The 25,502-nt window shown below is 66.9% G+C and carries 27 protein-coding genes; 10 read left to right on the top strand and 17 right to left on the bottom strand.

The genetic code is table 11. The annotated features are described in order from the left end of the window. Window positions 1–154 precede the first annotated feature (154 nt). The 5 genes from LGY53_RS07965 to LGY53_RS07945 all read right to left on the bottom strand — a co-directional run bounded on the left by LGY53_RS07965 (window position 155) and on the right by LGY53_RS07945 (window position 5,101). On the bottom strand, window positions 155–673 hold the full coding sequence (locus LGY53_RS07965) for a flavin reductase family protein (RefSeq protein ID WP_225725974.1): 519 nt from the start codon (window positions 671–673) through the stop codon (window positions 155–157). Next, a complete protein-coding gene (locus tag LGY53_RS07960; RefSeq protein WP_225725973.1) occupies window positions 666–1,181 on the bottom strand; it encodes an NADPH-dependent FMN reductase in 516 nt (171 codons plus the stop codon). Before LGY53_RS07960 ends, LGY53_RS07965 begins: the two co-directional genes overlap by 8 nt. Before the next feature lie 21 nt (window positions 1,182–1,202). Next, window positions 1,203–2,495: an acyl-CoA dehydrogenase family protein gene (locus tag LGY53_RS07955; protein WP_225725972.1), complete on the bottom strand. Its 1,293-nt coding sequence runs from the start codon at window positions 2,493–2,495 to the stop codon at window positions 1,203–1,205. After that, window positions 2,495–3,610 carry a dimethylsulfone monooxygenase SfnG gene (gene sfnG / locus LGY53_RS07950; protein ID WP_225725971.1) on the bottom strand — a complete coding sequence of 372 codons (1,116 nt, stop codon included), beginning with the start codon at window positions 3,608–3,610 and terminating at the stop codon, window positions 2,495–2,497. The genes LGY53_RS07955 and sfnG overlap by 1 nt, the downstream gene beginning before the upstream one ends. A gap of 108 nt (window positions 3,611–3,718) precedes the next feature. Beyond that, window positions 3,719–5,101 (bottom strand): styrene monooxygenase/indole monooxygenase family protein, encoded by a 1,383-nt coding sequence (locus LGY53_RS07945; protein ID WP_225725970.1) that lies wholly within the window; start codon window positions 5,099–5,101, stop codon window positions 3,719–3,721. A 97-nt stretch (window positions 5,102–5,198) separates the two neighbouring features. Here LGY53_RS07945 and LGY53_RS07940 point away from each other — a divergent pair, with 97 nt between their 5' ends. Next, window positions 5,199–5,681: a GAF domain-containing protein gene (locus LGY53_RS07940; protein ID WP_225725969.1), complete on the top strand. Its 483-nt coding sequence runs from the start codon at window positions 5,199–5,201 to the stop codon at window positions 5,679–5,681. A 34-nt stretch (window positions 5,682–5,715) separates the two neighbouring features. Here LGY53_RS07940 and LGY53_RS07935 read toward each other — a convergent pair whose 3' ends face one another. Both LGY53_RS07935 and LGY53_RS07930 read right to left on the bottom strand, forming a co-directional pair. Next, the gene (locus tag LGY53_RS07935) at window positions 5,716–7,149 is read right to left on the bottom strand and encodes an LLM class flavin-dependent oxidoreductase (protein ID WP_225725968.1); all 1,434 of its coding nucleotides are present in this window, start codon (window positions 7,147–7,149) and stop codon (window positions 5,716–5,718) included. Further along, window positions 7,146–8,417 carry an acyl-CoA dehydrogenase family protein gene (locus tag LGY53_RS07930; RefSeq protein WP_225725967.1) on the bottom strand — a complete coding sequence of 424 codons (1,272 nt, stop codon included), beginning with the start codon at window positions 8,415–8,417 and terminating at the stop codon, window positions 7,146–7,148. Before LGY53_RS07930 ends, LGY53_RS07935 begins: the two co-directional genes overlap by 4 nt. Window positions 8,418–8,521: 104 nt before the next feature. Here LGY53_RS07930 and LGY53_RS07925 point away from each other — a divergent pair, with 104 nt between their 5' ends. After that, window positions 8,522–8,821 carry a DUF1905 domain-containing protein gene (locus tag LGY53_RS07925; RefSeq protein ID WP_167478602.1) on the top strand — a complete coding sequence of 100 codons (300 nt, stop codon included), beginning with the start codon at window positions 8,522–8,524 and terminating at the stop codon, window positions 8,819–8,821. Window positions 8,822–8,831: 10 nt separating this feature from the next. Here LGY53_RS07925 and LGY53_RS07920 read toward each other — a convergent pair whose 3' ends face one another. The 3 genes from LGY53_RS07920 to LGY53_RS07910 all read right to left on the bottom strand — a co-directional run bounded on the left by LGY53_RS07920 (window position 8,832) and on the right by LGY53_RS07910 (window position 9,767). Further along, on the bottom strand, window positions 8,832–9,167 hold the full coding sequence (locus LGY53_RS07920) for a hypothetical protein (protein WP_225725966.1): 336 nt from the start codon (window positions 9,165–9,167) through the stop codon (window positions 8,832–8,834). A 92-nt stretch (window positions 9,168–9,259) separates the two neighbouring features. Then, on the bottom strand, window positions 9,260–9,556 hold the full coding sequence (locus tag LGY53_RS07915) for a hypothetical protein (RefSeq protein ID WP_225725965.1): 297 nt from the start codon (window positions 9,554–9,556) through the stop codon (window positions 9,260–9,262). Further along, complete coding sequence (locus tag LGY53_RS07910; protein ID WP_167478605.1) at window positions 9,543–9,767, bottom strand: hypothetical protein; 225 nt, start codon at window positions 9,765–9,767, stop codon at window positions 9,543–9,545. The genes LGY53_RS07915 and LGY53_RS07910 overlap by 14 nt, the downstream gene beginning before the upstream one ends. Before the next feature lie 132 nt (window positions 9,768–9,899). Between LGY53_RS07910 and LGY53_RS07905 the strand changes: the two genes are divergently transcribed. Beyond that, window positions 9,900–10,676: an alpha/beta fold hydrolase gene (locus LGY53_RS07905; protein WP_225725964.1), complete on the top strand. Its 777-nt coding sequence runs from the start codon at window positions 9,900–9,902 to the stop codon at window positions 10,674–10,676. Here LGY53_RS07905 and LGY53_RS07900 read toward each other — a convergent pair. The 3 genes from LGY53_RS07900 to LGY53_RS07890 form a co-directional block, all read right to left on the bottom strand. Continuing rightward, on the bottom strand, window positions 10,664–11,311 hold the full coding sequence (locus LGY53_RS07900) for a TetR/AcrR family transcriptional regulator (RefSeq protein WP_225725963.1): 648 nt from the start codon (window positions 11,309–11,311) through the stop codon (window positions 10,664–10,666). The genes LGY53_RS07905 and LGY53_RS07900 overlap by 13 nt on opposite strands. Before the next feature lie 3 nt (window positions 11,312–11,314). Then, window positions 11,315–12,082 (bottom strand): crotonase/enoyl-CoA hydratase family protein, encoded by a 768-nt coding sequence (locus LGY53_RS07895; protein WP_225725962.1) that lies wholly within the window; start codon window positions 12,080–12,082, stop codon window positions 11,315–11,317. A gap of 93 nt (window positions 12,083–12,175) precedes the next feature. Next, window positions 12,176–13,687, bottom strand: a complete 1,512-nt coding sequence (locus tag LGY53_RS07890) for an acetyl-CoA acetyltransferase (RefSeq protein WP_225725961.1) — start codon at window positions 13,685–13,687, stop codon at window positions 12,176–12,178. A gap of 132 nt (window positions 13,688–13,819) precedes the next feature. On the opposite strand from LGY53_RS07890, the gene LGY53_RS07885 reads away from it, so the two are divergent. The 3 genes from LGY53_RS07885 to LGY53_RS07875 all read left to right on the top strand — a co-directional run bounded on the left by LGY53_RS07885 (window position 13,820) and on the right by LGY53_RS07875 (window position 17,124). Continuing rightward, window positions 13,820–14,566, top strand: coding sequence for a crotonase/enoyl-CoA hydratase family protein (locus LGY53_RS07885; RefSeq protein ID WP_308102841.1), 747 nt, complete (start codon window positions 13,820–13,822; stop codon window positions 14,564–14,566). Window positions 14,567–14,725: 159 nt separating this feature from the next. Further along, window positions 14,726–15,835 carry a DUF4185 domain-containing protein gene (locus LGY53_RS07880; protein ID WP_225725959.1) on the top strand — a complete coding sequence of 370 codons (1,110 nt, stop codon included), beginning with the start codon at window positions 14,726–14,728 and terminating at the stop codon, window positions 15,833–15,835. A 65-nt stretch (window positions 15,836–15,900) separates the two neighbouring features. Further along, the gene (locus LGY53_RS07875; protein WP_225725958.1) at window positions 15,901–17,124 is read left to right on the top strand and encodes an erythromycin esterase family protein; all 1,224 of its coding nucleotides are present in this window, start codon (window positions 15,901–15,903) and stop codon (window positions 17,122–17,124) included. Window positions 17,125–17,133: 9 nt separating this feature from the next. Here LGY53_RS07875 and LGY53_RS07870 read toward each other — a convergent pair whose 3' ends face one another. Further along, window positions 17,134–17,886, bottom strand: coding sequence for a TetR/AcrR family transcriptional regulator (locus LGY53_RS07870; protein WP_225725957.1), 753 nt, complete (start codon window positions 17,884–17,886; stop codon window positions 17,134–17,136). Between the two features lie 81 nt (window positions 17,887–17,967). On the opposite strand from LGY53_RS07870, the gene LGY53_RS07865 reads away from it, so the two are divergent. The 3 genes from LGY53_RS07865 to LGY53_RS07855 are packed head-to-tail and all read left to right on the top strand — an operon-like array spanning window position 17,968 to window position 19,684. After that, the gene (locus LGY53_RS07865) at window positions 17,968–18,396 is read left to right on the top strand and encodes a DUF4440 domain-containing protein (RefSeq protein WP_225725956.1); all 429 of its coding nucleotides are present in this window, start codon (window positions 17,968–17,970) and stop codon (window positions 18,394–18,396) included. 1 nt (window position 18,397) lies between these two features. Then, a complete protein-coding gene (locus tag LGY53_RS07860) occupies window positions 18,398–18,970 on the top strand; it encodes an NADPH-dependent FMN reductase (protein ID WP_225725955.1) in 573 nt (190 codons plus the stop codon). A gap of 24 nt (window positions 18,971–18,994) precedes the next feature. Then, window positions 18,995–19,684, top strand: coding sequence for a bifunctional 2-polyprenyl-6-hydroxyphenol methylase/3-demethylubiquinol 3-O-methyltransferase UbiG (locus tag LGY53_RS07855; protein ID WP_225725954.1), 690 nt, complete (start codon window positions 18,995–18,997; stop codon window positions 19,682–19,684). A gap of 162 nt (window positions 19,685–19,846) precedes the next feature. Here LGY53_RS07855 and LGY53_RS07850 read toward each other — a convergent pair whose 3' ends face one another. Both LGY53_RS07850 and LGY53_RS07845 read right to left on the bottom strand, forming a co-directional pair. Then, complete coding sequence (locus LGY53_RS07850) at window positions 19,847–21,322, bottom strand: S9 family peptidase (RefSeq protein ID WP_225725953.1); 1,476 nt, start codon at window positions 21,320–21,322, stop codon at window positions 19,847–19,849. A 92-nt stretch (window positions 21,323–21,414) separates the two neighbouring features. After that, entirely contained in the window at window positions 21,415–22,011 is a 597-nt protein-coding gene (locus LGY53_RS07845) for an alpha/beta family hydrolase (protein WP_225725952.1), read from the bottom strand. Between the two features lie 364 nt (window positions 22,012–22,375). Between LGY53_RS07845 and LGY53_RS07840 the strand changes: the two genes are divergently transcribed. Then, on the top strand, window positions 22,376–24,202 hold the full coding sequence (locus LGY53_RS07840) for an acyl-CoA dehydrogenase (RefSeq protein ID WP_225726276.1): 1,827 nt from the start codon (window positions 22,376–22,378) through the stop codon (window positions 24,200–24,202). A 13-nt stretch (window positions 24,203–24,215) separates the two neighbouring features. Here the strand turns inward: LGY53_RS07840 and LGY53_RS07835 are convergent, their stop codons facing one another. Further along, on the bottom strand, window positions 24,216–25,376 hold the full coding sequence (locus LGY53_RS07835; RefSeq protein WP_225725951.1) for a diguanylate cyclase: 1,161 nt from the start codon (window positions 25,374–25,376) through the stop codon (window positions 24,216–24,218). Window positions 25,377–25,502 lie beyond the last annotated feature (126 nt).

Here is a 25,502-nt window from a genome sequence, read left to right as displayed (position 1 = left end):
CTCATGGTCACTGGATCAGAAATACCCCGGCCGACGGATTGACGAACGCCCGCATGCCAATCCGCGGCAGGTTCAACCTCGGCAGCCGCGACCGAATAGACCCGCGCTGCGAAATCCCGGCGACCGGGCCGGATGTCGCGGTCGCGCCGGACCCTCAGCTGGCGACGCTACGGGTCTCCACGGCGTGCAGTCGGCGAAATCGACTGCCGTGGAATACCAGCGGATCCACATCGCCCCTGGTCGCGAGCCGATGGATCCGCAGGATCACCACGGTGTGGTCGCCCGCGGGCACCTGCGCCTCCGGCACACCCTCGATCCAGGCCGACGCACCCTCGATGAAGATCGCGTCGCCGGTGCCGTGATGGAGTTGCACCCCGGCGAAGCGGTCGCCGGTGCGGGTGCCGAGGGCGCGGGCCGCGTCCTGTTGATCGGTGCCGAGCAGGCTCAGCCCCAGATGCGTCGCGCCGGTGAGCTTCGGCCAGGTCGAGGAGTTGTTCTGCACGCAGAACGAGACCAGCGGCGGGTCGAGCGAAACCGGGACGAAGGTGCTCACCGCCAAACCGTGTGGCGTGCCGTCGATTTCGGCACAGACCGCGACGACGCCGCTCGGGAAGTTGGCGAAGGCCCTGCGCAGCCCGGCACCGTCGGCCGGAAATTCGAAGGACTCATGCATGATTCGTCACCTCGACACCCGCGACAAGCGCCGATACCACCGGCCGCCACCGGTCGGTATAGCGTTCGATCGCACCGTCTTCCTGGAATGTGCTGTCCGACAGGTAGAGCCCGGGCAGTGCACTGGTCGCGCCGAGTTCGGTGAGCACCGGTTTGAGCAGCAGATCGGGCGCGAGCGCATGTGCGGGACCGGCGCCGAGCATCACCGGGACGGCCACCACATCCGCCAATCCGGTTCCGCCGTCGAACTGTTCGAGAAACAGCTTCAGCAGCCCGGTGTAGGTGGCCTTGAAGGTCGGGCTCGCGAACACCACCAGCCGCGAATCGCGTACCGTGCGCACTGCTTCGGCGACGGCCGGATCGCCCCAGCCGAGCAACGCGGGCCCGAACGAGACCAGGTCGAACACGGTGGGTTCGATATCCGGCCGCAATCCCTTGGCCACCAACGTCGCCGCGGTCAGCGTGCGGGAGGCCGGTTTCGGATTGCCGACGACTACGGTCACTGCCACTTTCGTATCCTCTTCACTCGCTCAGATGACCCCGTGCCAGGGCGGCGCGGCATCGTGCAGCAGCGCCCGGCCCAGGTGCTGGTATTTCCAGCGCACCGGGTCGTGCAGGGTGTGTGTCCTGGCGTTACGCCAGAAGTGATGCAGGTTCAAATCGGCTGCGGCACTGCGTGTTCCACCTACTTCGAACAGGGCGGCGGACACCTCGTTGGCCGCGCGATCGGCGAGGACTTTGGCCGCGGCCACCGCCAGGGACGCTCGCGCGACCAGGTCGCCGCCATCCGGGCTCGCCGATACACCGTCGAACGTTGCGGCCGAAGGTCCCGCGGCGCCGAACAGTTCGCCGCCGGGCCGGGTCGACACACCGACGGTTGCGGCGTCGACCGCGGAGCCCGCCGCGACCAGTGTCGCCTCGGCCGCCGTGACGGCGACCGACAGTTCACCGAAGCGCTGGATCAGCAGTGGGTCATCGATCGCGCGAGCGACACCCGACTCGAACCACGGGCGAGTCGTGGTGCGAACGAACTCCGTTGCGGTGGTGAGCGCCCCGCGGGCGATGCCCGCGTCTATGGCGGCGTGCAACAGTTGCGCGAAAGAACCGTATCCGGTCGGTGCGCCGACCGCGCCCGCACGGGCGATCAATTGGTCGCGGTCGACCAATACGCCGTCGAGGTGGACCGTGCCGCTGCCGGTCGTGCGCTGGCCGATTCCGTTCCAGTCGTCGATGATTCGCACACCGGGCGTGTCGGCGGGCAGGTATGCGATGTACTCGCCCGCCGCGAGCCCGCTGGTGTCCCCGGGATCGTCGAGTCGGGTCAGCACCGCCAGTACATCGGCGAAAAGCGAACCGGTGCAATAGAATTTGGTGCCGTCGATCCGGAAACGCGCGCCGGCAGGTCGCAGGGTCGTCGAGATATCGGCGACCGTCGCACCGCCACGCTCCGATTGTGCGTTGGCTATCCGGCCGCCCCGCAGCACCTGGCCGAAATAGAGCCTGCGCTGCTCGTCGGATCCGGCCAGCCGCAGCAGATTCAGATAAACGAAGTGACTGTGCGGTATTTGGGCGATATTCGGATCGGCGGCGGCGAGGATCCGCACCACCTCTGCCACCACGCTCGGTGGCAGATCGGCACCGCCGTACGCGGCGGGCACGGTCGCGGCGAGCAGTCCGCTCGCCGCGAGCCGGTCCACCTCCGCGTACGGCAGTGCGCGATCCCGGTCCCGCACGGCCGCCCCCGACGCGAAGTCGGCCGCGAGTTCCCCGGCCACCGAAATGGCCTGCGCCGCAGACCTTATCCCGGCGGCGACCGCGGTCATCAGCCCACCGCCGCGACCGGTTGCTCCGCGGCCTCCAATTCTCGAACCAGCGGAAGAACTTTCGCGCCGAAGTACTCGATCTCCTCCTGGAAGTGCAGGAATCCGGCCAGGATGAGATCGACGCCGAGCCGCCGGTAGGCGACGATGCGTTCGGCCACCTGCTCCGGCGTGCCGATCAGCTTGGTGCGGAAGCCGTCGTTGTACTGCACCAGATCCTCGAAGGTGGAATCGGCCCACATACCTTTCCGGTCCGCGGTGGACGCGCCCGCCTGCTGGACCGCGTCCCGGAAGCCCTCCACCGCGGGCTTATTCGCCTTCTCGATGATCTCCCGGAGCGTATCGTGCGCTTCCTTCTCGGTATCGCGGGCGATGATGAACCCGTTGAGCCCGAACTTCACCGCGCGATCGTGTGCCCGCGCGATAGCGCGCAGCTCGTCCAATTGTTCGGTGACGCCGTCGAAATCCTTGCCGTTGGAGAAGTACCAGTCGGCGAAGCGGCCACCGTTACGTCGCGCCGCGGTGGAGTTACCCCCTTGGAACAGTTCGGGATTCGGACGTTCCGGGGTGTTGAGCGGCTTGGGCTTCAGTGTGAAATCCCGGATGCGGTAGAAATCGCCGCCGTAATCGACGGCGTCCTCGGTCCAGATCTTGCGGATCACCTCGAGGAATTCGGCGCTGCGGCGGTATCTTTCGTCGTGTTCCAGCCACGGTTCGCCCAGCGCCCGGAATTCGCCCGCGAACCAACCGGATACGACGTTGATGGCGAAACGGCCATTGGACAGATGGTCGGCGGTGGCGCCGAATTTGGCGAGCACCGCAGGATGCCACAGCCCGGGATGCACGGCCGCGATCACCTTCAACCGCTCGGTCGCACCGAGCAGCGCCAGGCTGAACGAGGTCGACTCGTGCTGGTATTCGGCACCGTAGGAGGCGGTGTAGCGGACCTGGGACAGCGCGTAGTCGAACCCGTTGTTCTCCGCGGTGCGTGCGAGTTTCCGGTTGTATTCGAAATCCCAGCCGGTGCGCTGTTCGATATCACTGGTGACCAGCCCCCCGCTGACATTGGGCACCCAGTAGGCGAACCGGATCTGCTCGGCGATCTGCTCCGTACTCATGAATGTTGCTCCGTAGGGTCGGGGGCCGACGCTGGTTCCACTCCAGCACCCCGGTTCGATCGGCACGAGGGTTTGAATCTGTGCGATCGGATCGGTCGGCCACGGGTTTCAGGCGTTGGCGAGTTGGTTCGAGAAGGTCGATCGCGCGAAGGCGCCGGCGGGCGTGAACCGCGCGAGCAGTTGCGCCGCATCGGTTCCGGTGACCCGGGTGATGAAATCGTGTGCGTCCCTGACGGATTCGACGCCGAGGAACGGCTGCGGGCGGTGCAGCAGGCCGACGAGCGCTGCGGCGAAGTCCGGGTCGACGGCGGCAGCGGCGAAGAGATCGTTACCGATATCGGCGAGTTCCGGATCACCCAGGAACAGCCGAGTCACCTTGTTCGCGGCATCGCCGCGGGCGGCGAGGAACGCCGTGTACTGCTTGGTCAACCAGTCCTCGTCGAACGGCCCATCGTGCACCGCGGCCGCGGCGACCAGGCGCTGCGCCTGGATCAGGCCGCTCTGCGCGCCCTGGCCCGCGATCGGGTCGTATGCGATGGCGGTGTCCCCCAGCGCGGCGACAGCGTGCCCACCCGCGGTGCGGCCGACGCCTGCGCGCACGACCGGACGCACCGCACCCTTCAGCCAGGAATGCGGATCGTCCGCGATCACCCGGGTCGCCAGCACCTCGGGCAGATCCCATTCGATGAAGTCGCGGTACAGGTCTCGCACGATCCGATGCGCCGAATCCGCCGAATCCGCTGCCGCGAACCGGCTTTCCCATTCACTGCCCGGTTTCGCCCAGCCGAGGAAGGCCCAGCTCGGCCCGGCATCCTTGTGCAGGTACGGCCCCCACCAGCCCTCGCCCTGCTCGGCCAGGATAGAAAAGCCGCTGTGCGCACCGCCCGCCGGACTGCGATGCGCGAAAACACTTGCGTCATGGCCGATTCCGGTGACCGTTAGGGTCAGCAGCGAGCGCTGCGGCGCGACATACGGCGTGCGCGCCGGATCGATGGGGAAAAGTTCGGACAGTCCGCCGCGACCGGTCGCCACCAGGGTGAGATCATTCTCGGCCGCGATCGGATCGAGCGCTTCCGGAGTCACCGCCGCGACCACGAAGCGCCCGCCCCGCTCCAGGAATGCGGTGAGCCGTTCATCGGCCTTCAATCGGGTGTCGACGGCGACGCCGACATAACCGTCGAAATTCCCGTCGAATTGGATCAATTCGGCGCCATCGGGTCCGGCGATGCGCACGCTCAGACCGGTATGGCGGGGCGCCCGTGCGGTATAGCTGTCCAATCCGAGCGCGGCCTCGGCCTGTTGGGCCTCGCCGAATTCGAGCGCGGTACCGGTCGCGGGCACGTCGTCGCGCAATGCGCGCTGATCGCGATCGCTGTACAACGTGACGTCGAAACCCGCGCCGAGTAAACCGAGCGCCGCGGTGACACCGGTTTGTCCGGCGCCGATTACCGCTGCCCTACGAGTGGAATGGGAGGAATTCTGCGATGTCATGAATGAATTCTCCGGACGGCGCCACGCGTTCCGCAGTGTTGCGATCACGGAGAATCGATGGGCAGACAGGGATTTCCGGTGGCGTACCATTCGGCCCATGTCGTTCACCGTCGCCGATCTGAGCGGATCACGGGCAGAGCAGTATCAGCAGCTCGCCGACCAGGCGCGGGCGCTGGTGGCGGGCGAGGCCGACCGCATCGCCAACGCCGCCAACCTCGCCGCGCTCGTCTATCACGCGCTGCCCGAACTGAATTGGGTCGGATTCTATTTCTATGACGGCCGCGAACTCGTCGTCGGACCGTTCCAGGGCAAACCGGCCTGCGTCCGCATTCCGCTCGGCAAGGGTGTATGCGGCACGGCGGCACAGTCGCGGGAAACTCAGCTGGTGCCCGATGTGTACGCCTTTCCCGGACATATCGCCTGCGATGCGGATTCGCGGTCGGAAATCGTTGTTCCGCTGATACACGATGGGGAATTGATCGGCGTATTCGATATCGACAGCCCGAAACCGGATCGCTTCGACGCCACCGATCGCGACGGCATCGAAACAATCGCCGGAATATTCGTCGACTCGCTCTGATCGAGAATGCGGGGCTCCCACCGGAGCCCCGCGCTCAGGAAATCTCGGCAGCGGCGGCGCCCGGCCGGGAAACCGAATCCGGCAGCACCGTCGACAGCGGACCGCCCAGGCGATACCGCGCGCCGCGATGCTCGCCCGGTAGCCGGTCGCCCGCGCCGAACAGCGCGTTGCGCAGCGTCCCCGGCACGTATTCCGTTGGGTACACACCTCTTTCGGTGAGTACGGGCACCACGTGCCGGACCACGTCCTCGAACGTCCCGGGTGTGATCGCATAGGCCAGGTTGAACCCGTCGAGATCGGTTTCGGCGACCCACTCCTGCAGCAGGTCCGCCACCGTCGCGCCGGATCCGACGAAAACCGGTCCCATACCGCCGATTCCGGCCCAGCGGCCGATATCCCGGACCGTCCACTCCCGGCCGTCGTCGTCGAATTCCTGGAAGGCCGCGACGGCCGACTGGATCGCGTTGCTCTGCACCTGTCCGATCGGATCGTCGAGGTCGTAGCGGGACAGGTCGATGCCCATCCAGCCGGACATGAACACCAGCCCGCCCTCCACGCTGGCGTAGGACAGGTACTCCTCGTGTTTGCGCCGCGCCGCCTCGTCGGTGGTATCGGTGATGATGGTGGCGAGCGCGTAGATACGCGCGGCGTCGCGGTCTCGGCCCGCCGCCACCAGTGCCGCTCTGATCCGCGAAACAGTCTGCGCCAGTATTCGTTTCGAAGGTCCCGCGACGAATATCGCCTCGGCGTTCTCGGCGGCGAACCGGACCCCGCGCGGCGACGCGCCCGCCTGATAGATCACCGGTGTCCGCTGCGGCGACGGTTCGGACAGGTGAATGCCGGGCACCGTGTAGTGCGCGCCGCGATGCCCGATGTGGTGCACCTTCGCCGGATCGACGTAAATGCCCTGTGCCGCATCGCGAATCACCGCGTCGTCGGCCCACGAGCCCTCCCACAGCTTGTACAGCACCTCGAGATATTCGTCGGCCTGGTTGTACCGCTCATCGTGGTCGAGTTGATCGTCCGCGCCGAAATTCCGTGCCGCCGAGGGCAGATAGCCGGTGACGACATTCCAGCCGATCCGACCGCCGGTGAGGTGGTCGAGGGTGGACAGCCTGCGGGCGAACGGATAGGGATGTTCGAATCCGGTGCCGGTGGTGATGCCGAAGCCGAGATGTTCGGTCGCCGCGGCCATCGCCGAAACCAGCAGCAGCGGATCGGCCACCGGAATCTGCGCGCCCTGCCGCAGGGCCGCGATATCGTTGCCGCCGTACACGTCGTAGGTACCGAGCACGTCGGCGATGAAGATGCCGTCGAATCGCCCGCGTTCCAGCAGCTTCGCCAGCTCGGTCCAGTAGCTCAGCTCCTTGTACCGATGCGATTGGTCGTCGGGATGGCGCCACAGCCCCGGCGATTGGTGCGCGACGCAGTTCATATCGAAGGCGTTGAAGCGAATTCGGCGGGTCATCGCGTGGCCTCCGCCCGGCGTTCGCCCGCACTCCAGGCGAACGGCAGCTCCGCGCCGTTGAGCAGATGATCGCCGATCGCCCGCGCCTTCTGAATGGCGGGATTGTGCACCGAGATGGTGCGGGCGTTGCGCCAGTGCCGATCCAGCCGCAGGCGCTCCGAAACCACCGATGCGCCACCGACTTCGAACAGCAGCGTGGTGGCGGGCAACACCTGATCGATCACCGCGAGTTGGGCCTGCGCTGCGGCGAGTTCGGCGGCGACCAAAGCCTTTTCGTCGCGCGCGCCATCGGCGAGCACCCCGTCGAGCACGTCGGCGACGGCCAGCACGGCCGCGCGGGCGGCGAATGCGGCGGCCGAGAGGCGGCCGATCACCTGCTGCACCAACGGGTCCTGGCGCGGCAGGTCGGCCGCGGCGTGGGTATAGCTGCGGGTGCGCGCCGCAACCCACTCCCGCGCATCGCGTTCGGCCCGCTGCGCGATGCCGGCCAGCACCGCCAACTGCACCAACTGCAGGTAGGAGGTGGCGTAGGTGGGTCCGGCCACGCCGTAACCCGGCCCGAGAATCCGCTCGTCCGGCACCGCGACATCGGTGAATTCCGTTGTGCCGCTTGCCGTCAGCCGCTGACCGAAACCATCCCAATCGTCGTGCTGCCGGACGCCGTCGGCCCGCGCGTCCACCAGCACGCCCACCCGCTCGCCGTCACGGTCGGCCGCGGCCAGGATGTAATCGGCGTACAGCGAGCCGGTGCTGTAGTACTTCACGCCGTTCAGCAGCCAATGATCGCCGTCCCTGGTCAATCGGGTGTGATACCGGTCGACCGCGCCGACGCCGGGTTCGGTGATCGCGTTTCCGACCAGCGTGCCCGCCGCGACCGCACGCAACCAGTGTTCCCGCGGCGGTCCCGGCTCGGCCAGCAGCTGATCCTCCACGAAGGAGAAGTGCACCCGCAGCGCCTGCGGCAGATTGGATTCGGCCGCGGCCAGCTCGATCAACTGCCGGAACAGCTGACGGACGGTCGCACCGTATCCGCCGTATTCGACCGGCACCCGCAACGCCCCGAATTTCGCCTCGCGCAGCCAGCCGACCTGTTCGTACGGCAGGGTTCGATCGATTTCGCGCTCGACCGCGCCCTCGGCGATGCGATCGAAGATCGGGCCGAAGATCGCATCGAGCTCGGTATCCGATTTGCCGCGCCCCGCTATCGCCTCCCGGCCCGTCGCTCGCGCGGCGGGATCGGTGCTGGATTTCGCCTCGATGGATGTCATCGCCCCACGATGACGCAGGTCGGCGGGCCGCTCACGGGTTGCGCGCAGCCCGATCGTAAATAGCGATCGGCAATGATGTCGGTGGTGACCGTTAGAGTCGTCCCGTGGCTGGATCACAGTATTCGTTCACCGCGCGGGTGTGGGAACACCCGAGCGGGTCGTGGCATTTCGTATCGCTACCCGAGGAGATCGCCGATGAGATCGAGGAGCGCTACGCACATCTGGCCGGCGGCTGGGGTTCGGTGCGCGTCGATGTCACGATCGGCGAAAGCCGTTGGTCTACTTCACTTTTCCCGGACAAGGGCCGGGCGACCTATATCCTGCCGGTGAAGAAATCGGTGCGCACCGCCGAGGATCTGATCGCCGGTTCGGAGGCGAAGATCGAACTGGCCGTTGCCATTTGAGCGAGCTCGCTCATCCGGCCTGGCTGCACTGCTTGAATATCTTGTCGTTCGCGGCACGCGCCTTGTCCGCATCCTCTTTGCTCATGCCGAGCGTATTCGGATCCGCGGCCTTCTTGTCGTATTCGTTGCCGATCATCGCGCGCAGCCCGTCCTGCGAAATACCCTCGTCCACATAAATTTTCGCGGCGCAATCGGTGAATCCCTGATCCCGCACGCCCTTGTCGCGCAGTGCCTTGGACAGATCGGCCGCGGTCACCTTGGGTGGGGTGGCGGCGGCTTTGTCGCTGCCACATGCGGTGAGCACGGGCAGGGCGACGAGCGCCGCGGTGAACAGGACGATCCGCACCTGACTCCCCTTTTTCTGATCGACGGGTCACCGCTGTCGAACGCGGTGGCGCACACGATCATGCCGCATGCCGCGGATCAGGCACCAGACGGTCAGAGATCCATCGCGGCACGCAGCGCGGTATCGAGCCGGTCCAGCGTTTCCGGGTCGACCGCATCGATCCGCTCGGCCAGCCAACCGCGATAGATACGGCCGATATTGCCCGCGTGCAGCCAGCCGTACCGGTCGACGGAGACCGCGAGAATGTCCTGCGGATCCGCATCGACCACCTCGGCCGCGATCAGCCACGGGCGGGGTGATACGTTGATGCCGTCGCTGCTGATGAGCACGATGGTGCGCCGGCGAGCCGAACCGTGCGGGTGATAGGTCCAGATTTCACCCCTGCGCACGCAGCTCCTCTTCGGCGGTGGTCAATTCCGCCTCATCCGCCGCGGCCAGCGCGGCCACCTCGGGCACCGGCCCGACCCCGGTGCGCACCGCCTCGCGGCGCGCCGCCTTCGATATCCACGCCGACGGCGACATACCCGCGCGGGCCGCGGCCTGTTCGGCGAATGACCACGCGGCCGCGTCCAGCGAAAGGGTGACCTTACGCGTTGCCATACCATTTATCGTACCGGTTCGGCGCGGCTTCGCCAGTGTGGGAAATACGACGTCATCGCGGGTATACAACATCTGATGTCAGCTGACTGCTGTTAAGGTCGGAGCCATTCGGCAACAGAGGTTGGGATCGCAATGACCATGTTGAACCACTACCGCGCGGGCGCGGGCGAACCGCTCGTGCTGGTGCACGGAATCGGCAGCCGGTGGCAGGTCTGGGAACCGCTCTTCGAGACGCTGGCCGAATCCTTCGACCTGATCGCGATCGACCTGCCCGGCTTCGGCGGTTCCACACCGCTCGCGCGCACCACCGTGCGGACGCTGACCGATGCGGTCGCGGATTTCCTTGTGGCACAGGGCATCGAGCGCCCGCACCTGGCTGGTAATTCGATGGGCGGGTTGATCGCGCTGAACCTCGGGGCGCGCGGCCTGGCCCGTTCGGTGACCGCGTTCTCCCCGATCGGCTGCTGGGACAAGGCCGGTCGGGTCTGGTGCCAGCAGTCGCTGGGTAAGTCGGTGCTGCTGGCGCGGCGGTTGCGTCCGGCGCTGCCCGCCATCCTCGGCAACCCCGCGGGACGAACGGCTTTCCTGGGCTTGGTTTTCGGGAAACCGTGGGCCGTGACACCGCAGATCGCCCTGGACACCGCGTACGGCGCGGCCGACGCACCCGGCTTCGCGGAGGCGCTCGCCTCGTTCGCGGACGCGGAACTCGAAAACGGCGGCCCCACAGGCATTCCCGTCACCATCGCGTGGGGGAACCGGGACATCCTGCTCACCTACGCCACCCAGAGCCGCCGCGCGAAGGTGCTGCTGCCCGGGGCCGGACACATCACCCTGCACGGCAGCGGTCACACGCCGTTCTATGACGATCCCGACGCCTGCGCGAAGGTGATTCTGGATCAGCTCGGCTGAGCGCCCGGATCGGTGAGCGTTGCCGCCGGTGCCGTGCCCAAGAGGATCCGCACCGCATTCGCCCAGCGCCGCCGCAGGATTCGAGTGCGGTCGAGGTTGCCGGTGAGCAGGCCGCGCATCGCCAGTCCGGTCATGATCTCGATGGTGAATTCGGTGATGGTCGGAATGCGCGGGTCGTCCGGGAATTCCGCGCGGAAGATATCGCGGATGCTCTCGTGCATCAGCACGAACAGCCGCTGTTCGAGCGGGAGGAAGGCCCGCAGCAGCTCCGGATCGCTCCGTGCGCCGACCCAGATCTCCAGCGCGGCAAGGAATGTCGGCCCGGTGAACAGCCGGGAGGTCAATTCCACCGCGCGGTCTATGCCGTCGGCATCCGGCCCTGCGGCGGCGAATTCCGCTGTCAGCTGGGCGGATCGGCGCGCGGCCAGATATTCGACGGTTCCGGTGAGCAGATCCGCCTTCGTCGGGAAGTGATGCTGCATGGTGCCGCGCGGCACACCGGCGCGCTGCTGCACCGCCAAAGTCGTTGTCCCCGCGTAGCCGACCTCGACCAGGCTGGTGACCGCCGCGTCCAGGAGCCGCGCGCGCATGCGGTCGCTGCGCTGCCGTTGCGTCTCCCGGACGCGTTCGGTCATCGGCTATTCACCCTGCCATTTGGGCTCACGCTTCTGCGCGAACGCGAGCGCACCCTCCGCGGCGTCCTTGGAAAATAGTGCGGGCAGCGCGATTTCGCCCTGTTTGGCGAAAGCCTCGGCCACCGACCAATCCGGGGATTCGTCGATGATCCGCTTGCTCGCGGCCACCGCGAGCGGTGCGGCGGCGGCGATCTGCGTCGCCAATTCCAGCGCACCCGCCAGCGCTGCACCGGGTTCGGTGAGCCGGTTGACCAACCCGAGCTGGTAGAGCCGTTCGGCCCCGATCCGTCCACCGGTCAATGCCAGTTCGGCCGCCGTACTGCGCGGCAACCGCTGGGTCAGCCGGAGCACGCCACCGCCGACGGCGACCAGCCCGCGCTTGACCTCGGGGATGCCGAACTGCGCGTTATTCGCCGCGACGATCAGGTCGCCGGCGAGCGCCATTTCGAAACCGCCCGCGAGGGCGAACCCCTCCACCGCCGAAATCATCGGTTTGGCGGGCGGTTTCGCGGTGATGCCGAGCGGTCCGCGCCTTTCCGTCAGCGCCATCTCACCTTTCGATGCGGCGACGAGATCCAATCCGGCGCTGAAGGTTCCACCCGCGCCGGTGAACACGAGCACGCGGGCGGCGGCATCGGCCTCGAATTCGTCGACGGCGCGTTCGATGGCCTGCGCGGTGGCCAGGTTCACCGCATTGCGCACCTCGGGGCGGTTGACGGTCAGCACGGTGATCGCGTCGCGGCGCTGCACCAGCACCAGATCTTCGGACATCGGAAATCCTCTCGACTATCCCTTGTCATTCCGGCGAGCGCCGGGATGACGGTAAGCGCACCTCCGCCTTCGCCGACAGCGTGCGGCGGCGGATCACAAGGTCAACCTGTCGGCCGCGGTCACCTCGGCGGCGGCGCCGATCGGGTCGCCGTCGACGAAGGCCGAGACCGTCTCGGCGTCGGACGCTCGAACCAGTATGCGGGCGCCCGCCGGGGTGAGCCCACTGACGACGACGGCCTCGGGCTCGTCGGCGTGTTCCGGCGCGGGCCCCTTGCGATAGGCGACGGTGTACGCCTCGACGGTCACCGGACCGGTATATCCGAATGCCGAATCACGGTGCGCGGCAGGCACGTCCGCTTCAATCGCATGGAATATCCGGGTCGGCGGCCGCGACGAGTACACGCCGACACCGTGTTTGGTGATGTACCAGCCGAGTGCCGTTGCCAAACCGTAGGATTCGGGTTCCTCGCGCAGCAATCCGGCCAGCGTCGCGATCGAGTGGGTGGTGTAGTTGTTGCCGGGCCCGCCCGCGAAGGTGAGCCCGCCGGTGACCGAGAGCGGCCGCGCCGGATCGTCGATCGGCAGCCCGAGCGCCTCGGCCGCCACCTGAACGGCGACCGGAAAACACGAATAGAGGTCGAGATGCGCGACGTCATCGATGCCGATACCCGCCGCCCCGAGCGCGGCCCGCCCGGCCGCCGCGATGGCGGGTGACGCGGCCATATCCGCGCGCTCCGAGACGAACCACTCGTCGGTGGCCGTCGCGCCGCCGTGCGGAAAGACCCACCGCTCGCGCGGCACGCCCGCCGCATCGGCCGCGGCCGCGCTGCACAGGATCAGCCCCGCGCCCAGATCCACCGATAGGTTCGCGACCAGCAGTTTCGGATACGGCGTCGACACCATCCGATTGGCCGCGCTCGGCGTCACCAGATCGGCGACCGAACGTTCGACGGGTTGCCAGGCGTACGGGTTCCGGGCCGCGACGGCCGAGAGCCGGGACCACAGCCCGCCTATCCTTTCCCGATGCGCCGTGATGCTCATGGCGAGCTTGCCGCGCAGCGCCGATTCCATGAGCGCGTAGAAGTACACCGGCCCCCACAGCCCGGCCGCGGTCTCCATCTCCGAATTCGGCGCCCGATCCGTGCCGACGACCTCGTCCGGTACGGCGCTCTCCGGCTGCTCGGGCCAACCCGTCGGCGTGCCTGCGCGGGTCGCGGTATTCCAGGACGCGACCGCCTCGGCACCCGCGAGCAGCGCGATCTCACAGCGGCCGTCGGCGATGGCCTGCGCGATGGTGTTCACCATCCGCTGCGGCGCGTCGCCGCCGAAGCGCACCGACTGCAGCGTCCGCTTGGGCGATGCGCCGAGTTCGGCGGCGACCAGGGCGGCGAGATCGGTGTACGGCCAGCTCACCGGGGCTATCCCGGCGACAACGTCGGCCGCGCGCAGCAGGCGGTCGCCGGTCGCGCTGTCCGCACCCGCCCGGCGCAGCGATTCGGCGGCGAGTTCGACGGGGCCGGGCAGTCCCGGCTCACCCGAGCGATGCACCACCTGGCCGACCCCGACCAGCACCGGCGTCCGGGGATCCATTCCCGCTGGCAGCATGGGCTTCTCCAATCCCTTTACCGTCAGAATTGACGGTAACTTGTCACCGATTAGAGCAGACCCCGGCGAACCGGGCAATAGCCATGGAACCGAGAACTGACTCACGGGTAATATCCGGAGATGGGCTCCAACATCGCACTGCGCGTCGACGGCAACCGCGCATACGTCACCCTCGACCGACCCGATAAACACAACGGTCTGACCATCGAGATGCTGCGCGGACTCGCCGAGACCGCGCGCGGCATCGGCGCCCGCAAGGACATCAGGGCGGTGATCATCAGCGGCAACGGCCCGAGCTTCAGCAGCGGACTCGATATCGCCAAGGCCAGCGGCGACCCGCTGTCCATCGTGCGCGGCTTCATTCCGCTGCCGTGGCGCGGCACCAATGTTTTCCAGGAGGCCTGCTGGGCCTGGCGCAGGCTCGACGTTCCGGTGATCGCCGCGGTGCACGGCCGCTGCTACGGCGGCGGACTTCAGATCGCGCTGGCCGCCGATATTCGATACGCCACTCCGGATTCGGAATTTTCGGTCATGGAGGCAAAACACGGCCTGGTGCCGGATATGACCGGCGCGGCGTCATTGTCCCGGCTCATCGGATTCGACAGGGCGCTGTTGCTCACCATGACCGCCGATACCTTCGACGCCGCATACGCCGCCGAAATCGGGCTCATCACCGAGGTGACGGCCGATCCGGTGGCCGCCGCGGAGAAACTCGCCGAACGGATCGCGACCCGCGCACCGGGGGCGGTCGCCGGCGCGAAACGGCTTTTCGACCGGTCCTGGCATGCCTCGCCGCGCCGCACTTTCGCGATCGAGCGCGCGACCCAATTGCCGTTGATCGTGCGCCGGGCGATCGCGGGCGGCAAATCCGCCCAATAGCAACGTATTTGTGAACTTTCGGAACACAAGGCCAGAAATCCCCCGGCCCTGCTGTTAGCATTTCCGTCGATTTGCCAGCCAGTTCGAAGGTCGTGCGGGACACACTGCGGATGGTCTGTGTAGCGCCCCTTCGTCGAGAAACGGGAGGGCCGAAAGACTTTGACCAAGACCGCATCCATCCTGCTGTCCGCGATCGCGGGCGCCTCGGCCGTGCTCCTGGCCGTCACCGCCCCAGCCACCGCGAACCCGAACGCCATCAACCCGATTCCGGTGCTCAACGGCACCACCGGGCTGCCGAATCTGGTCGGCCGGACCCGGGCGGTGTTCCAGGTGACCGGCATGGCCAGCCCCAACAACACCCAGTCGTACAACGTGCTCGGCACCGATCTGGGCATCATGTGGGATAACGGCGGCGGCGAAATGCTCACCGCATTCGGCGACAGCGCGGGCCTTGGTTTGCCGAATCTGCTCGCGGGCAGCACCTGGGCCTGGCGCAGCAATATTCTCGTGCGCAGCCACACCCACGATCCGGCCAACGGCATCTACTTCGACAGCGTGGTACGTGACGTATTCGGGCAGGCCCGCGATCTGATTCCGAGTCCGAAAATTCCGTTTCTGGAGATCAGTCGCATTCCGACAGCGGGCATTTCGGTCAATGGCGTGCAGTACATGAGCCTTATGTCGGTGCGGAGTTGGGATGAAGTCGGCCAGTGGACCACGAATTACTCGGGGCTCGCCGCATCGGCCGACAACGGGGAAACCTGGGCCGATCTCGCCTTCACCCGGCGGCCGAACGACGGGGGCAATGCCAACTTCCAGATGAACGCCTTCCTGAAGGACGGCGGGTTCGTCTACGAATACGGCACCAGATCCGGGCGCAACAATGCCGCATATGTCGCGCGGGTGCCGGAGAACGATATCCAGAACATCGGCGAATACGAATACTGGACCGGCGACAAGTGGTCGCGCAAGGGTGATGTGAATGCGGCGGCGCCCATCATGTTCGGCGTCGGCGAGCTGTCGGTGATGTACAACTCGTATCTGGGCCAATACATTTCGCTCACCACCGACCCGTGGAATTCGGTGGTCATGCGGCGCGCCCCCAGCCCGACCGGCCCGTGGACCGACCCCGAGGTGCTGATCGACACCAGGGAACTCCCCACCGCGTACGCACCCTCGATCTTCCCCTACCAAACCGGACGCGACCTGTACTTCCTCACGACGGTGCACAGCCAGTACAACGTGGTGCTGATGCGCACGCCGCTGTAGAGGCTTGACCTCAACATTGGTTCAGCCCGCAGGCTTGGGGTCGAGCGATCGACCGCGGAGGAACCATGACCCCGAGCCCTGTGCCCGCCCCCAACGAAACAACCAGCGCCGCAGCGCAATTGCGCACGTGGCTACGCACCAACACCTACCCCGTCGTATCGACGGCGCCCGGCCACTCCGGGCCGGACCTGCGTCGCCTAACCGACCGGCTCGGCGCCGCGACGGTGGCAGGTCTCGGCGAATCCACCAGATTCGCCGAACAGACCTTCGGGGTGCGTGACCGCATCTTCCGAGACCTGGTGCGGGAGCATGGATATCGGGCGCTGGCCATCCAGGACGACGCGCGGTCCGGCGCCCGTCTCGACCGGTACGTGCGGGATGGCGTCGGCGATCCCGAATCCGCGCTCGCCGACGCCTGGCAGCCGAACCGCACCGCGGAAATGATCGCGACACTCTCCTGGATCCGGGACTTCAACCAGGGACATCCGGACGATCCGGTGCACGTCTTCGGCGTCGAGCCAGCACATGCCAATAGCTCGGACTATGACGCGGTGTTCGACTACATCCGGCACGCGGCGCCAGAGCTGCTGGGAGACATGGCGATTCACCTCAACCCGATCAGAACCGCCCATCGCATACCCGAACATGTCCAGCGGCACCGAGGAATTCATCCGGGGCGGCCATTCGCCGAGGACGCCCGTGACGCACTCGCCCTACTGGACGGATTGCCGATGACACCGGAACACGATGTCGCGCTGCATCACATGCGGTTCATTGTCGCCTTCCACGAGCAGAGCGTGGCGGGCACCGGCAGCTTCGCCAGGGATGAACAGCCTTCCGCCGCAAGGGTTATCGAGTGGCAGCAGCGCACCGGTGCGAAAATCGGTTATTGGGATGGCATTGCGCATACCTCCGCGCTCGCACAGGGATCCATCGGCAGCTATCTGCGGGAACATTTCGGGGACCGGTACGCATCGGTCGCCATCGGCTTCCACCACGGCGATCTCGGACTGGCCGTCGCGCCGACACCGTCGGCCGATCTGGTGGACGCACTGCTCGGCGAGGTCGACCTGCCCGCCCACTATGTCGACTTGCACACTGCCGCAGCGCAATCCGTGCGTCATCTACTCGACGGGCCCGCCCAGCTGCGGGTGATCAGCGGGGTATACGACCCGGCCGAGGACGCCGCGGCACGGATGCGGGTCGACTCCCTGACCGGTGCGTTCGACATTCTGCTGCACATTCGCGCGGTGACGCCAGTGCACTGGCTGCCGCAAGCCACGGCGTAAGGAAATGCGCTACTTCGAACCGTCGTCGTATTGCCTGGGGAGGCTGGCGGCAATGCCGTTGAGTACGTGGGCGAGGCCGTAATGGAAGCGATCTTCCGGGGGCAGATGCGGGACCTGGGCCTCCATGATGGAACGGTTGAACATCGGATACCGGCCCTCGGCGAGGATCTTGGCGACATACGGTCCGACGTAACCGCTCATCCACTGTGCGATATCCATACCGGTCCGGCGCGCCTCGTCCAGCCAACCGATCTCCCGGTGGACCGCGCTGTGCACATAGTCGCCGAGCATCCCGGCGAGGCTGGCGATCTCATCGATATCGAGCCCGAAGCCGTCGAGCGCGGACCACAGGAATTCCTGTACGCGAAGCGAATTCGGGCCGAGCGTCGGTCGCCGGTTGGCCAGCGCGAGCTGCCACGGATGCCGCAATCCGACGGCCCGCGAGCGTTCGGCGACAAGGGTCAGGTCGGCCCGCCAGTCACCGCTGGGCGCGGGCGGCAGGTCGATCTCGCCGAGCACCGCGTCGATCATCAGGTCGAACAGGTCATCGCGACCGGTGACGTACCGGTACAGCGACATCGCGCCCGCACCGAGTTCGGCGGCGACGCGGCGCATCGTCACGGCATCGAGGCCATCCTGATCGGCGACGGCGATGGCCGCCGCGGTGATCCGGGCCCGGCTGTAGCCGGGTCTGCGCCCCGGGCCCGAGCGTTCGGGCTGTTCGGGGCGCATCCAGATCGTCTCCTGCGACTGGCCGAGCATGAATCTCCCTTCGTTTGCGTACATCGTACCTGAATTGCTATCGTCTATTTGAGTACGTTGTACCCGAAAAGGAGTTAGCCAATGACCAATCGACCGGTCTTCGACGATCCAACACGCCGCGAGCTGGCGAACGAGGTGGCGAACGGCTTCGCCGCCGCGCTGCAGGGCGCGGGCGGCGCCGATGATTACGATGCCGAATTCGCGGCGGATGTGTTGTGGGGCAGCCCATTCGGGGCCAGCGTCCGCGGCTGGGACGAACTCAACGCCATCCACCACCGGCTGACCGAGGCGAAGGTGGCACCACCATCGCGGTTCGAAGTCGTCGCGGCATTCTCCCCATCGCCCGGTGTGGTGGTCACCCAGATCCGCAGGCAGGCAATGGAATCCGCGGGCTTTTCGGAAATGGCGCTGTACGTGCTCGCCGAGCGCGGTGGTCGCTGGTGGTTGACCGCGGCGCAGAACACTCCCGTCGGAGTGTCCCCGCTGGACCGTTCCGAAACGGAGCGGTGATATGCGACTGGCCATCGTCATCGGCAGCGTCCGCGAAGGACGTTTCGGCCCGACCGTCGCGGCCTGGTTCGCGAATCAGGCGAAACGACACGGAGATTCGGAGCTCGACATCATCGATCTCGCCGAGGTGACACTCGGCTCCGCCGGGCCGTCGGCGTCGCCGCCCGCCGAAGTGGCGTCGGCGCTGGGCGAGTTGACCCCGCGCCTCGCCGCCGCGGATGCGTTCGTGGTGGTGACACCGGAGTACAACCACAGCTACCCCGCCGCGTTGAAGAACGCCATCGACTGGCACGGACCGCAATTCCACGCCAAGCCGGTCGCCTTCGTCTCCTATGGCGGACTCTCCGGCGGGCTGCGCGCGGTGGAACATCTGCGGCTGGTCTTCGCCGAGCTGCACGCCGTCACGATTCGCGACACGGTGAGCTTCCACGGCGCCTGGCAACAATTCGACGAGCGCGGCGGGCTCCGCGACCCCGCCGCGGCCGAGGCCGCCGCCGAAAAGCTGCTGGACCAGCTCGATTGGTGGGCGCTCGCGCTGCGCGACGCGAAGGCCGAGCGACCTTACGTGGCCTGAAGCACGGTCAATACACTCGAACGCATGGATGCGGCCGATTGGGATGCGCGATACACCCAGACCGAATTGGTCTGGGGCGCACCGCCGAACAGCACGGTGGTGGAGCAGGTGTACGGGCTGGACCGGCGTATCCCGCTGCAGCCGGATACGCCGGGCGGCGAACCGCCGGAGCTGCCGCGTGCGCTGGATCTCGCGTGCGGCGAGGGCCGCAACAGCCTCTGGCTGGCAACGCACGGCTGGCAGGTGCACGCCGTCGACTACTCGCAGGTCGGCGTCGACAAGGGCCGCACCATCGCGACCCGGCTGTCGCGTTCGGTGCGCAGCCGGGTGCAGTGGCAGTGCGCGGATGTCACCGATTTCGCCGCGGCCGGCATCACCGGACCATATGAGCTGGTGCTGATGGTCTTCCTCCACCTGCCGCCCGACCAGCGCCGCGGCGTCGTCCGCGCCGCGGCGAACGTCCTCTCCCCCGAGGGCACGCTGCTGGTCCTCGGCCACGATTCCATAAATCTCACCGAGGGTTTCGGCGGCCCGCAGGACCCGTCCGTCCTCTTCACCCCGGCCGATATCCAGGCCGACCTCGCCCCGCTGTCCGAGCGCATCCGGGTCCGCGTCGCCGACCGCGTCTACCGTGCCACCGAGGGCCGCGACGCCATCGACGCACTGGTGGTCGCCACCCGCCTCCCGGATCCGGAAAGCGCAACCGACGGATGACCGCACCCGAAATCTTCGGCCATGACGCCGAGGTGATTTATGGCGGCGACCGGAACCGCGGCGTCATCGCGATACCCGAGCGGTTTTACCCGGACCTCGATGACGCCGTCGGAGGTTGTCCGACCGGAGCGGTAAGGGTTTCGAACCGGCCGTTTGCCTGACTCAATACGGCAGGAGCACCCGCCAACTCAGTGCCCATGGAATGAAAATGGCCGCGGTGCAAAGAAGTACGGCAATCCGAATACGGAACGCACCGGCGACCACCGCGCGCGTGCGCCACCATACGAAACCGGTTGCGATCGCCGCGAGCAGGACCAGCGGTGCGAGGATATGCAGAAGCAGCCAGACCAGCGGTTGGCCCGCGAAGAAGGCCGACTCGGTTGGGCCGCCGAAAGAGAAGAGCCAGAGCATATATCCGACGGTGCCCACCACCGTGACTATCCCGAGCAGGGCGAGCGATCCTGACCATCGGCGAATCGACTTCGACTGTGTCGCATCGCTTTTCGATCCAATCCAAGCGGTAAGCGGATAGCCGAGGAACCCGATCAGCACCGGGACGAGCATGCCGATGCGCACGAACGCGCTTTCGTACCAGGACCCGTCGCTCACCGGACGGCTCAGTGCCTCCTGCCGCGGCATCGGACCGATCAGGCTCGATGACGGCGGATTGCCCGCAGCGACCTCGTGGATCCATGCGGTGATCACCTCGGCGTAGCCGGGCATGAGGTCGCCGAGCGTCCGGCCGCCGACGACCGCGCCGCCGACCCGATCGAAACCATCCGAGGTGCGATGACCGTTGTGTGCCGCCAAGGGTACGAAACGTAATGTGGCATGCGGGTTTTCGGAGAGCGCCTGCTGAAAGATCCGCGCGCTCTCCGCGGGTGGCGACTGGGTGTCGCGCTCGCCCCACAGCGCGAGCACCGGCTGGTGGACCTGCCGCAATACGGCCGCCGGATCGTGGTCGGCCTCGGGGAATACGCCGAGACTGTCGAGGAATTGCCCGCCCGGCCCGGCGACCGCGTCCAGTAGCGACCCCGAAACACCGTGGTGGCGTAGCAGATTGTCGGCGGCCCAGGTCGACTGGCGCAGCGGCGGCTGCCCCGATCCGCCGATCGTCACGACGAAGGCGACATCCGGCGATTTCGCCGCCGCGATCGGCGATACCCAAGCGCCCTCGCTCAATCCCCAGAGCCCGACCTTCGACGCGTCGACATCGGGGCGGGTCCGCAGTAGTTCGACTCCGGCGAGCGCGTCATCGGCGAGCTGCGCGTAGTCACGATGGGTGACCGAATATCCATCCGTCCGCTTGTCGAACGCCAGGGTCACTATCCCGGCTCGCGCGAAAGTCTCTGCCTCAGGAACATATTGGGCGCGCGGCCCCTTACCCGCTCCGTGCACCAGGACGACGCCGGGCAACCTGCCCACCGCACCGGACGGCAGGTAGACCGTGCCGTGCAGAGTGGTGCCGTGACTCTGGAATTCAACCTCCTCCGTTCGCGTATCCTGCTGCACCGGTTGGGCATTCGCCGAACCAGCGCCCAACGGACCGATAAGGACGACCATCGCACAGCCGATCACCAGCAGCAGCCGTCGAGCGACGCCGCTGAGTTCCGCCGCGCGGGAGTGGAGTACACGCATGCGCAGACCGTAGGAGCGGCCGATGCATTCGAGCATCGAACCCTGGTGTGAGACAACGAATCATCGCGTCATACCCGGGTCCGATACCCGGGTCACTCCAACCAGCGCCGCAACCACGGCGTAACCGTCGCGCCGATCTCCTCGAAACCGGAGCGAAACGAATGTGGTTGTCCCGGAATGACTTTCACTTCGGCCGCATCGTCGGCATCGGGTACGCCGAACGGATCGTTGGCGCCGTTGATCACCACCACCTCGATCTTCCCCGGCGCGAGCAGTTCTTCACGCCGCGTCTTCTCCGGCTTACCGGGTGGGTGCAGCGGAAACGACAGCGCGATGACCCCGCGCGCCGCCACGTCCACCGCGGTCCGGCAGGCGACCCGGGCGCCATTGCTGCGCCCGCCCTGGATCAGCGGCGCCCGCTTCACTCGATTGCGCAGGTCGGCGATGATCTCCAGCCATGCCTCGTCCTGTTTGACGGCCGATCCGGGCGCGCGCCGCCCGGCCACGCGGTAGGGCTGCACGACCCGCGCGACGGCGCCGCCGAGTTCCAGCGCCGAATCCCGCACCGCGAGTAGGTCTTTCGCATCGACGCCACCGCCGGAGCCGTGGGTGAGCACCAGTAGGAAGGCGGGTTTCCGCGGTTTGTCGAGCTCGATCTCCGCGGGTCCCGCGCTCGTCTCGATTCGCACACCTCACCGTAGCCCCCGGGCGCCCTGGTGATTCCCTGGCCACCCGTCGCAATCCTGCGAATCACGGGCCTAACCCGCCCGATTACGAGCTATCGACGAGCAGCTATCTCCCCAGGTAGTGGCGACCAGCGATTTGCTAGTCGGTCACCAACGCGCGTGACGTCCCGCGACACGACCGAACGGCGGTGTTCGTCGCATCACATTTGCCCGTTCCAACCTTGGCCAGCGCTATTACCCGCCGGTAATATGAAGATAAGTTACCCGCGAGTAGCATGCGCAACTCCGGCACGGCTATCCGATGGCAACAACGGGCGGGAACGGCAGACAACCGACCGCACCAACTCAACGGAGAGTGAGTACTGACATGGGGCACTACAAGTCCAACGTGCGCGACCTGGAGTTCAACCTCTTCGAGGTGCTGGGCCTTGGTTCGATCCTCGACAGCGGCGCCTACGGCGACCTGGACACGGACACCGTCAAGGAGATGCTCAACGAGGTGCGTCGCCTGGCCGAGGGTCCGCTCGGTGAATCGTTCGCCGACGCCGACCGCAACCCGCCGGTCTTCGACCCGAGCACCCACTCGGTCGCCCTCCCCGAATCGTTCAAGAAGAGCTACCGCACGCTGCAGGACGGCGGCTGGGACAAGCTGGGCATCGCCGAGGAACTGGGCGGCCTGAACATCCCGCGTGCCGCCTACTGGGCGATCGCCGAGCTGATCCTGGGCGCGCAGCCCGCCGCGTTCATGTACGCCGCGGGCGCGGGCTTCGCGAACATCTTCTACAACAACGGCACCGAAGAGCAGCAGGGTTGGGCGAAGATCGCCGCCGAGCAGGGTTGGGGCGCCACCATGGTGCTCACCGAGCCCGACGCCGGTTCCGATGTGGGCGCGGGCCGCACCAAGGCGATCAAGCAGGAGGACGGCTCCTGGCACATCGAGGGTGTGAAGCGGTTCATCACCTCGGCCGATTCCGATGACCTGTTCCCGAACATCATGCATCTGGTGCTGGCCCGCCCCGAGGGCGCGGGCCCGGGCACCAAGGGTCTGTCGTTGTTCTTCGTGCCGAAGTTCCACTTCGATCACCAGACCGGTGAATTGGGTGAGCGCAACGGCGTTTTCGTCACCAACGTCGAGCACAAGATGGGTTTGAAGGTCTCGGCCACCTGCGAGGTCACCTTCGGCGGGCACGGTATCCCGGCCAAGGGCTGGCTGGTCGGCGAGGTGCACAACGGCATCGCGCAGATGTTCGAGGTCATCGAGCACGCGCGAATGATGGTGGGCACCAAGGCGATTGCCACCCTGTCGACCGGTTACCTGAACGCGCTCGACTACGCCAAGCAGCGGGTGCAGGGCGCGGACCTGACCCAGATGACCGATAAGGCCGCCCCCCGCGTCACCATCACCCACCACCCGGATGTGCGTCGCTCGCTGACCATGCAGAAGGCATACGCCGAGGGCCTGCGCGCGGTGTACCTCTACACCGCCGCGCACCAGAACGCCGATGTGGCACAGCTGGTTTCGGGCGCCGACGCCGATCTGGCGGCGCGGGTCAACGATCTGCTGCTGCCGATCGTGAAGGGTGTCGGCTCCGAGCGGGCGTATCAGTACCTGACCGAATCCCTGCAAACCCTGGGTGGTTCGGGCTTCCTGCAGGACTACCCGATCGAGCAGTACATCCGCGACGCGAAGATCGACTCGCTCTACGAGGGCACCACCGCCATCCAGGCGCAGGACTTCTTCTTCCGCAAGATCGCCCGCGACCGCGGCGTCGCCCTGGCCCACGTGGCCGGGCAGGTGCAGAAGTTCATCGAATCCGAGGCGGGCAACGGCCGGCTCAAGGGTGAGCGCAAGCTGCTCGCCACCGCGCTGGAGGATGTGCAGGCCATGGCGGCCAGCCTGACCGGGCACCTGATGGGCGCCCAGCAGGACTCCAAGGAGCTGTACAAGGTCGGCCTGGGTTCGGTGCGGTTCCTGCTGGCCGTCGGTGATCTGCTCATCGGCTGGCAGCTGCTGCGCGGCGCCGAGGTCGCCATCAAGGCCCTCGACAACGGCGCCACCGAGGCGTTCTACCACGGCAAGGTCGCGGTCGCGCAGTTCTTCGCCCGCAACGTCCTGCCGGAGCTGACCGCCACCCGCGCCGTGCTGGCGAACCTCGACAACGACATCATGGAGCTGGACGAAGCCGCCTTCTAAGGCGCCGCATCGACTACGAAACGGGCCGCGATTCCTTCGGATGGGGATCGCGGCCCGTTTCGTCGATGCTCGAATCATCGAGTACGACAAGGTTTCCGCCGCAGCGCTTGGCCTGATACATGGCGGCGTCGGCGGCATGCAGCAGCTGATCGGCGGTGGCGCGCGGACACTGGTGCGGCGCACCGTCGGATACCGCGACACCGATGCTCGCGGTGACCGCGACCTCGGCGGGTGACTGCGCCACCGCCGAGCGCAATCGCTCGGCCTGCGCTGCCGCCGTGGCCGGCGTCATCCGCCCGACGATCACGAATTCCTCGCCGCCGACCCGGGCGACCACGGCGCGCGGATCGGCCGCCTCGCGCAGCCTGCGCGCCGTATCGACCAGCACCTGATCACCGATACGGTGGCCGAAGGTGTCGTTGACGGCCTTGAACCGGTCGAGATCCACGCTGATCACACAGATTTCGGTGGCGGGCCGCCGGTGCGCGTCGGACCTGCGGAGGTTGTCGTATTCACCGAGCATTCTGGTGAGCCGATGCTCCAGGCCGCGGCGGTTCAGCAGGGTGGTGAGCGGGTCGAGCAGTGATTCGGTCCGCAACAGCCAATTGACGTACTGCAAAGTGGGCAGTACGACAACGACGCCGCACACCATGGTCAGCACAATGGCGCAGGCGATCCGCAGGTCGATGCCCTCGAACACCATTCGCACGGCCAGCACGAGCACTGTCGACAATGACCACGCGGAATGTGCCGCAACCACTTTGGCGCTGTGGAAGAAGGTCAAATAGCCGCCGGCGGCGACCAGCAGAATGGCGAGTAGCGCACCGTAGATGCGGTTGGCGTCCTGCAGCACATTGGCGGCGACGGCCAGATCGGCGAGCCCGAACAGGATCAGCGACTCCGTCTCCTGCGGCCACGGTCGCGCCGCCCACCACACGGACCAGAAAACGGCGAACGCCAGGCAGATACCGGCCACCACATGCCCGACCCGGCCCTGTGGGCCGTACGGGGAGAACAGCGTGAGGAGCGTGATGATCGCCATCACGGCACCGCCCGCCGCGATATTCAGCCGCACCCAGCCGAGCGCCGAATGGGAGGCGAGCACCTGCACCTGCCAGGAGTAATCGGCCGGATCGCGCCACCACTGCCGCACTGACGTGCGAGCATCGCCCATCTGGAACCACCTAGCGTCTCGGAAAGGATCCGCCAAACCCTTCGGCAACGCCCAGCGCGAGACTGCGTCGTAGGAATCTCACCAGTTCATCGCGTAAGTCTAGGGGGCGGGCCGCGCACCGCCAAG

This window comes from Nocardia sp. JCM 34519.1 (assembly GCF_020361265.1).
Taxonomy (GTDB): domain Bacteria; phylum Actinomycetota; class Actinomycetes; order Mycobacteriales; family Mycobacteriaceae; genus Nocardia; species Nocardia arthritidis_A.
The sequence above is the reverse complement of the archived record's forward strand: the minus strand, read 5'-3'. Positions and strand labels throughout refer to the sequence as shown.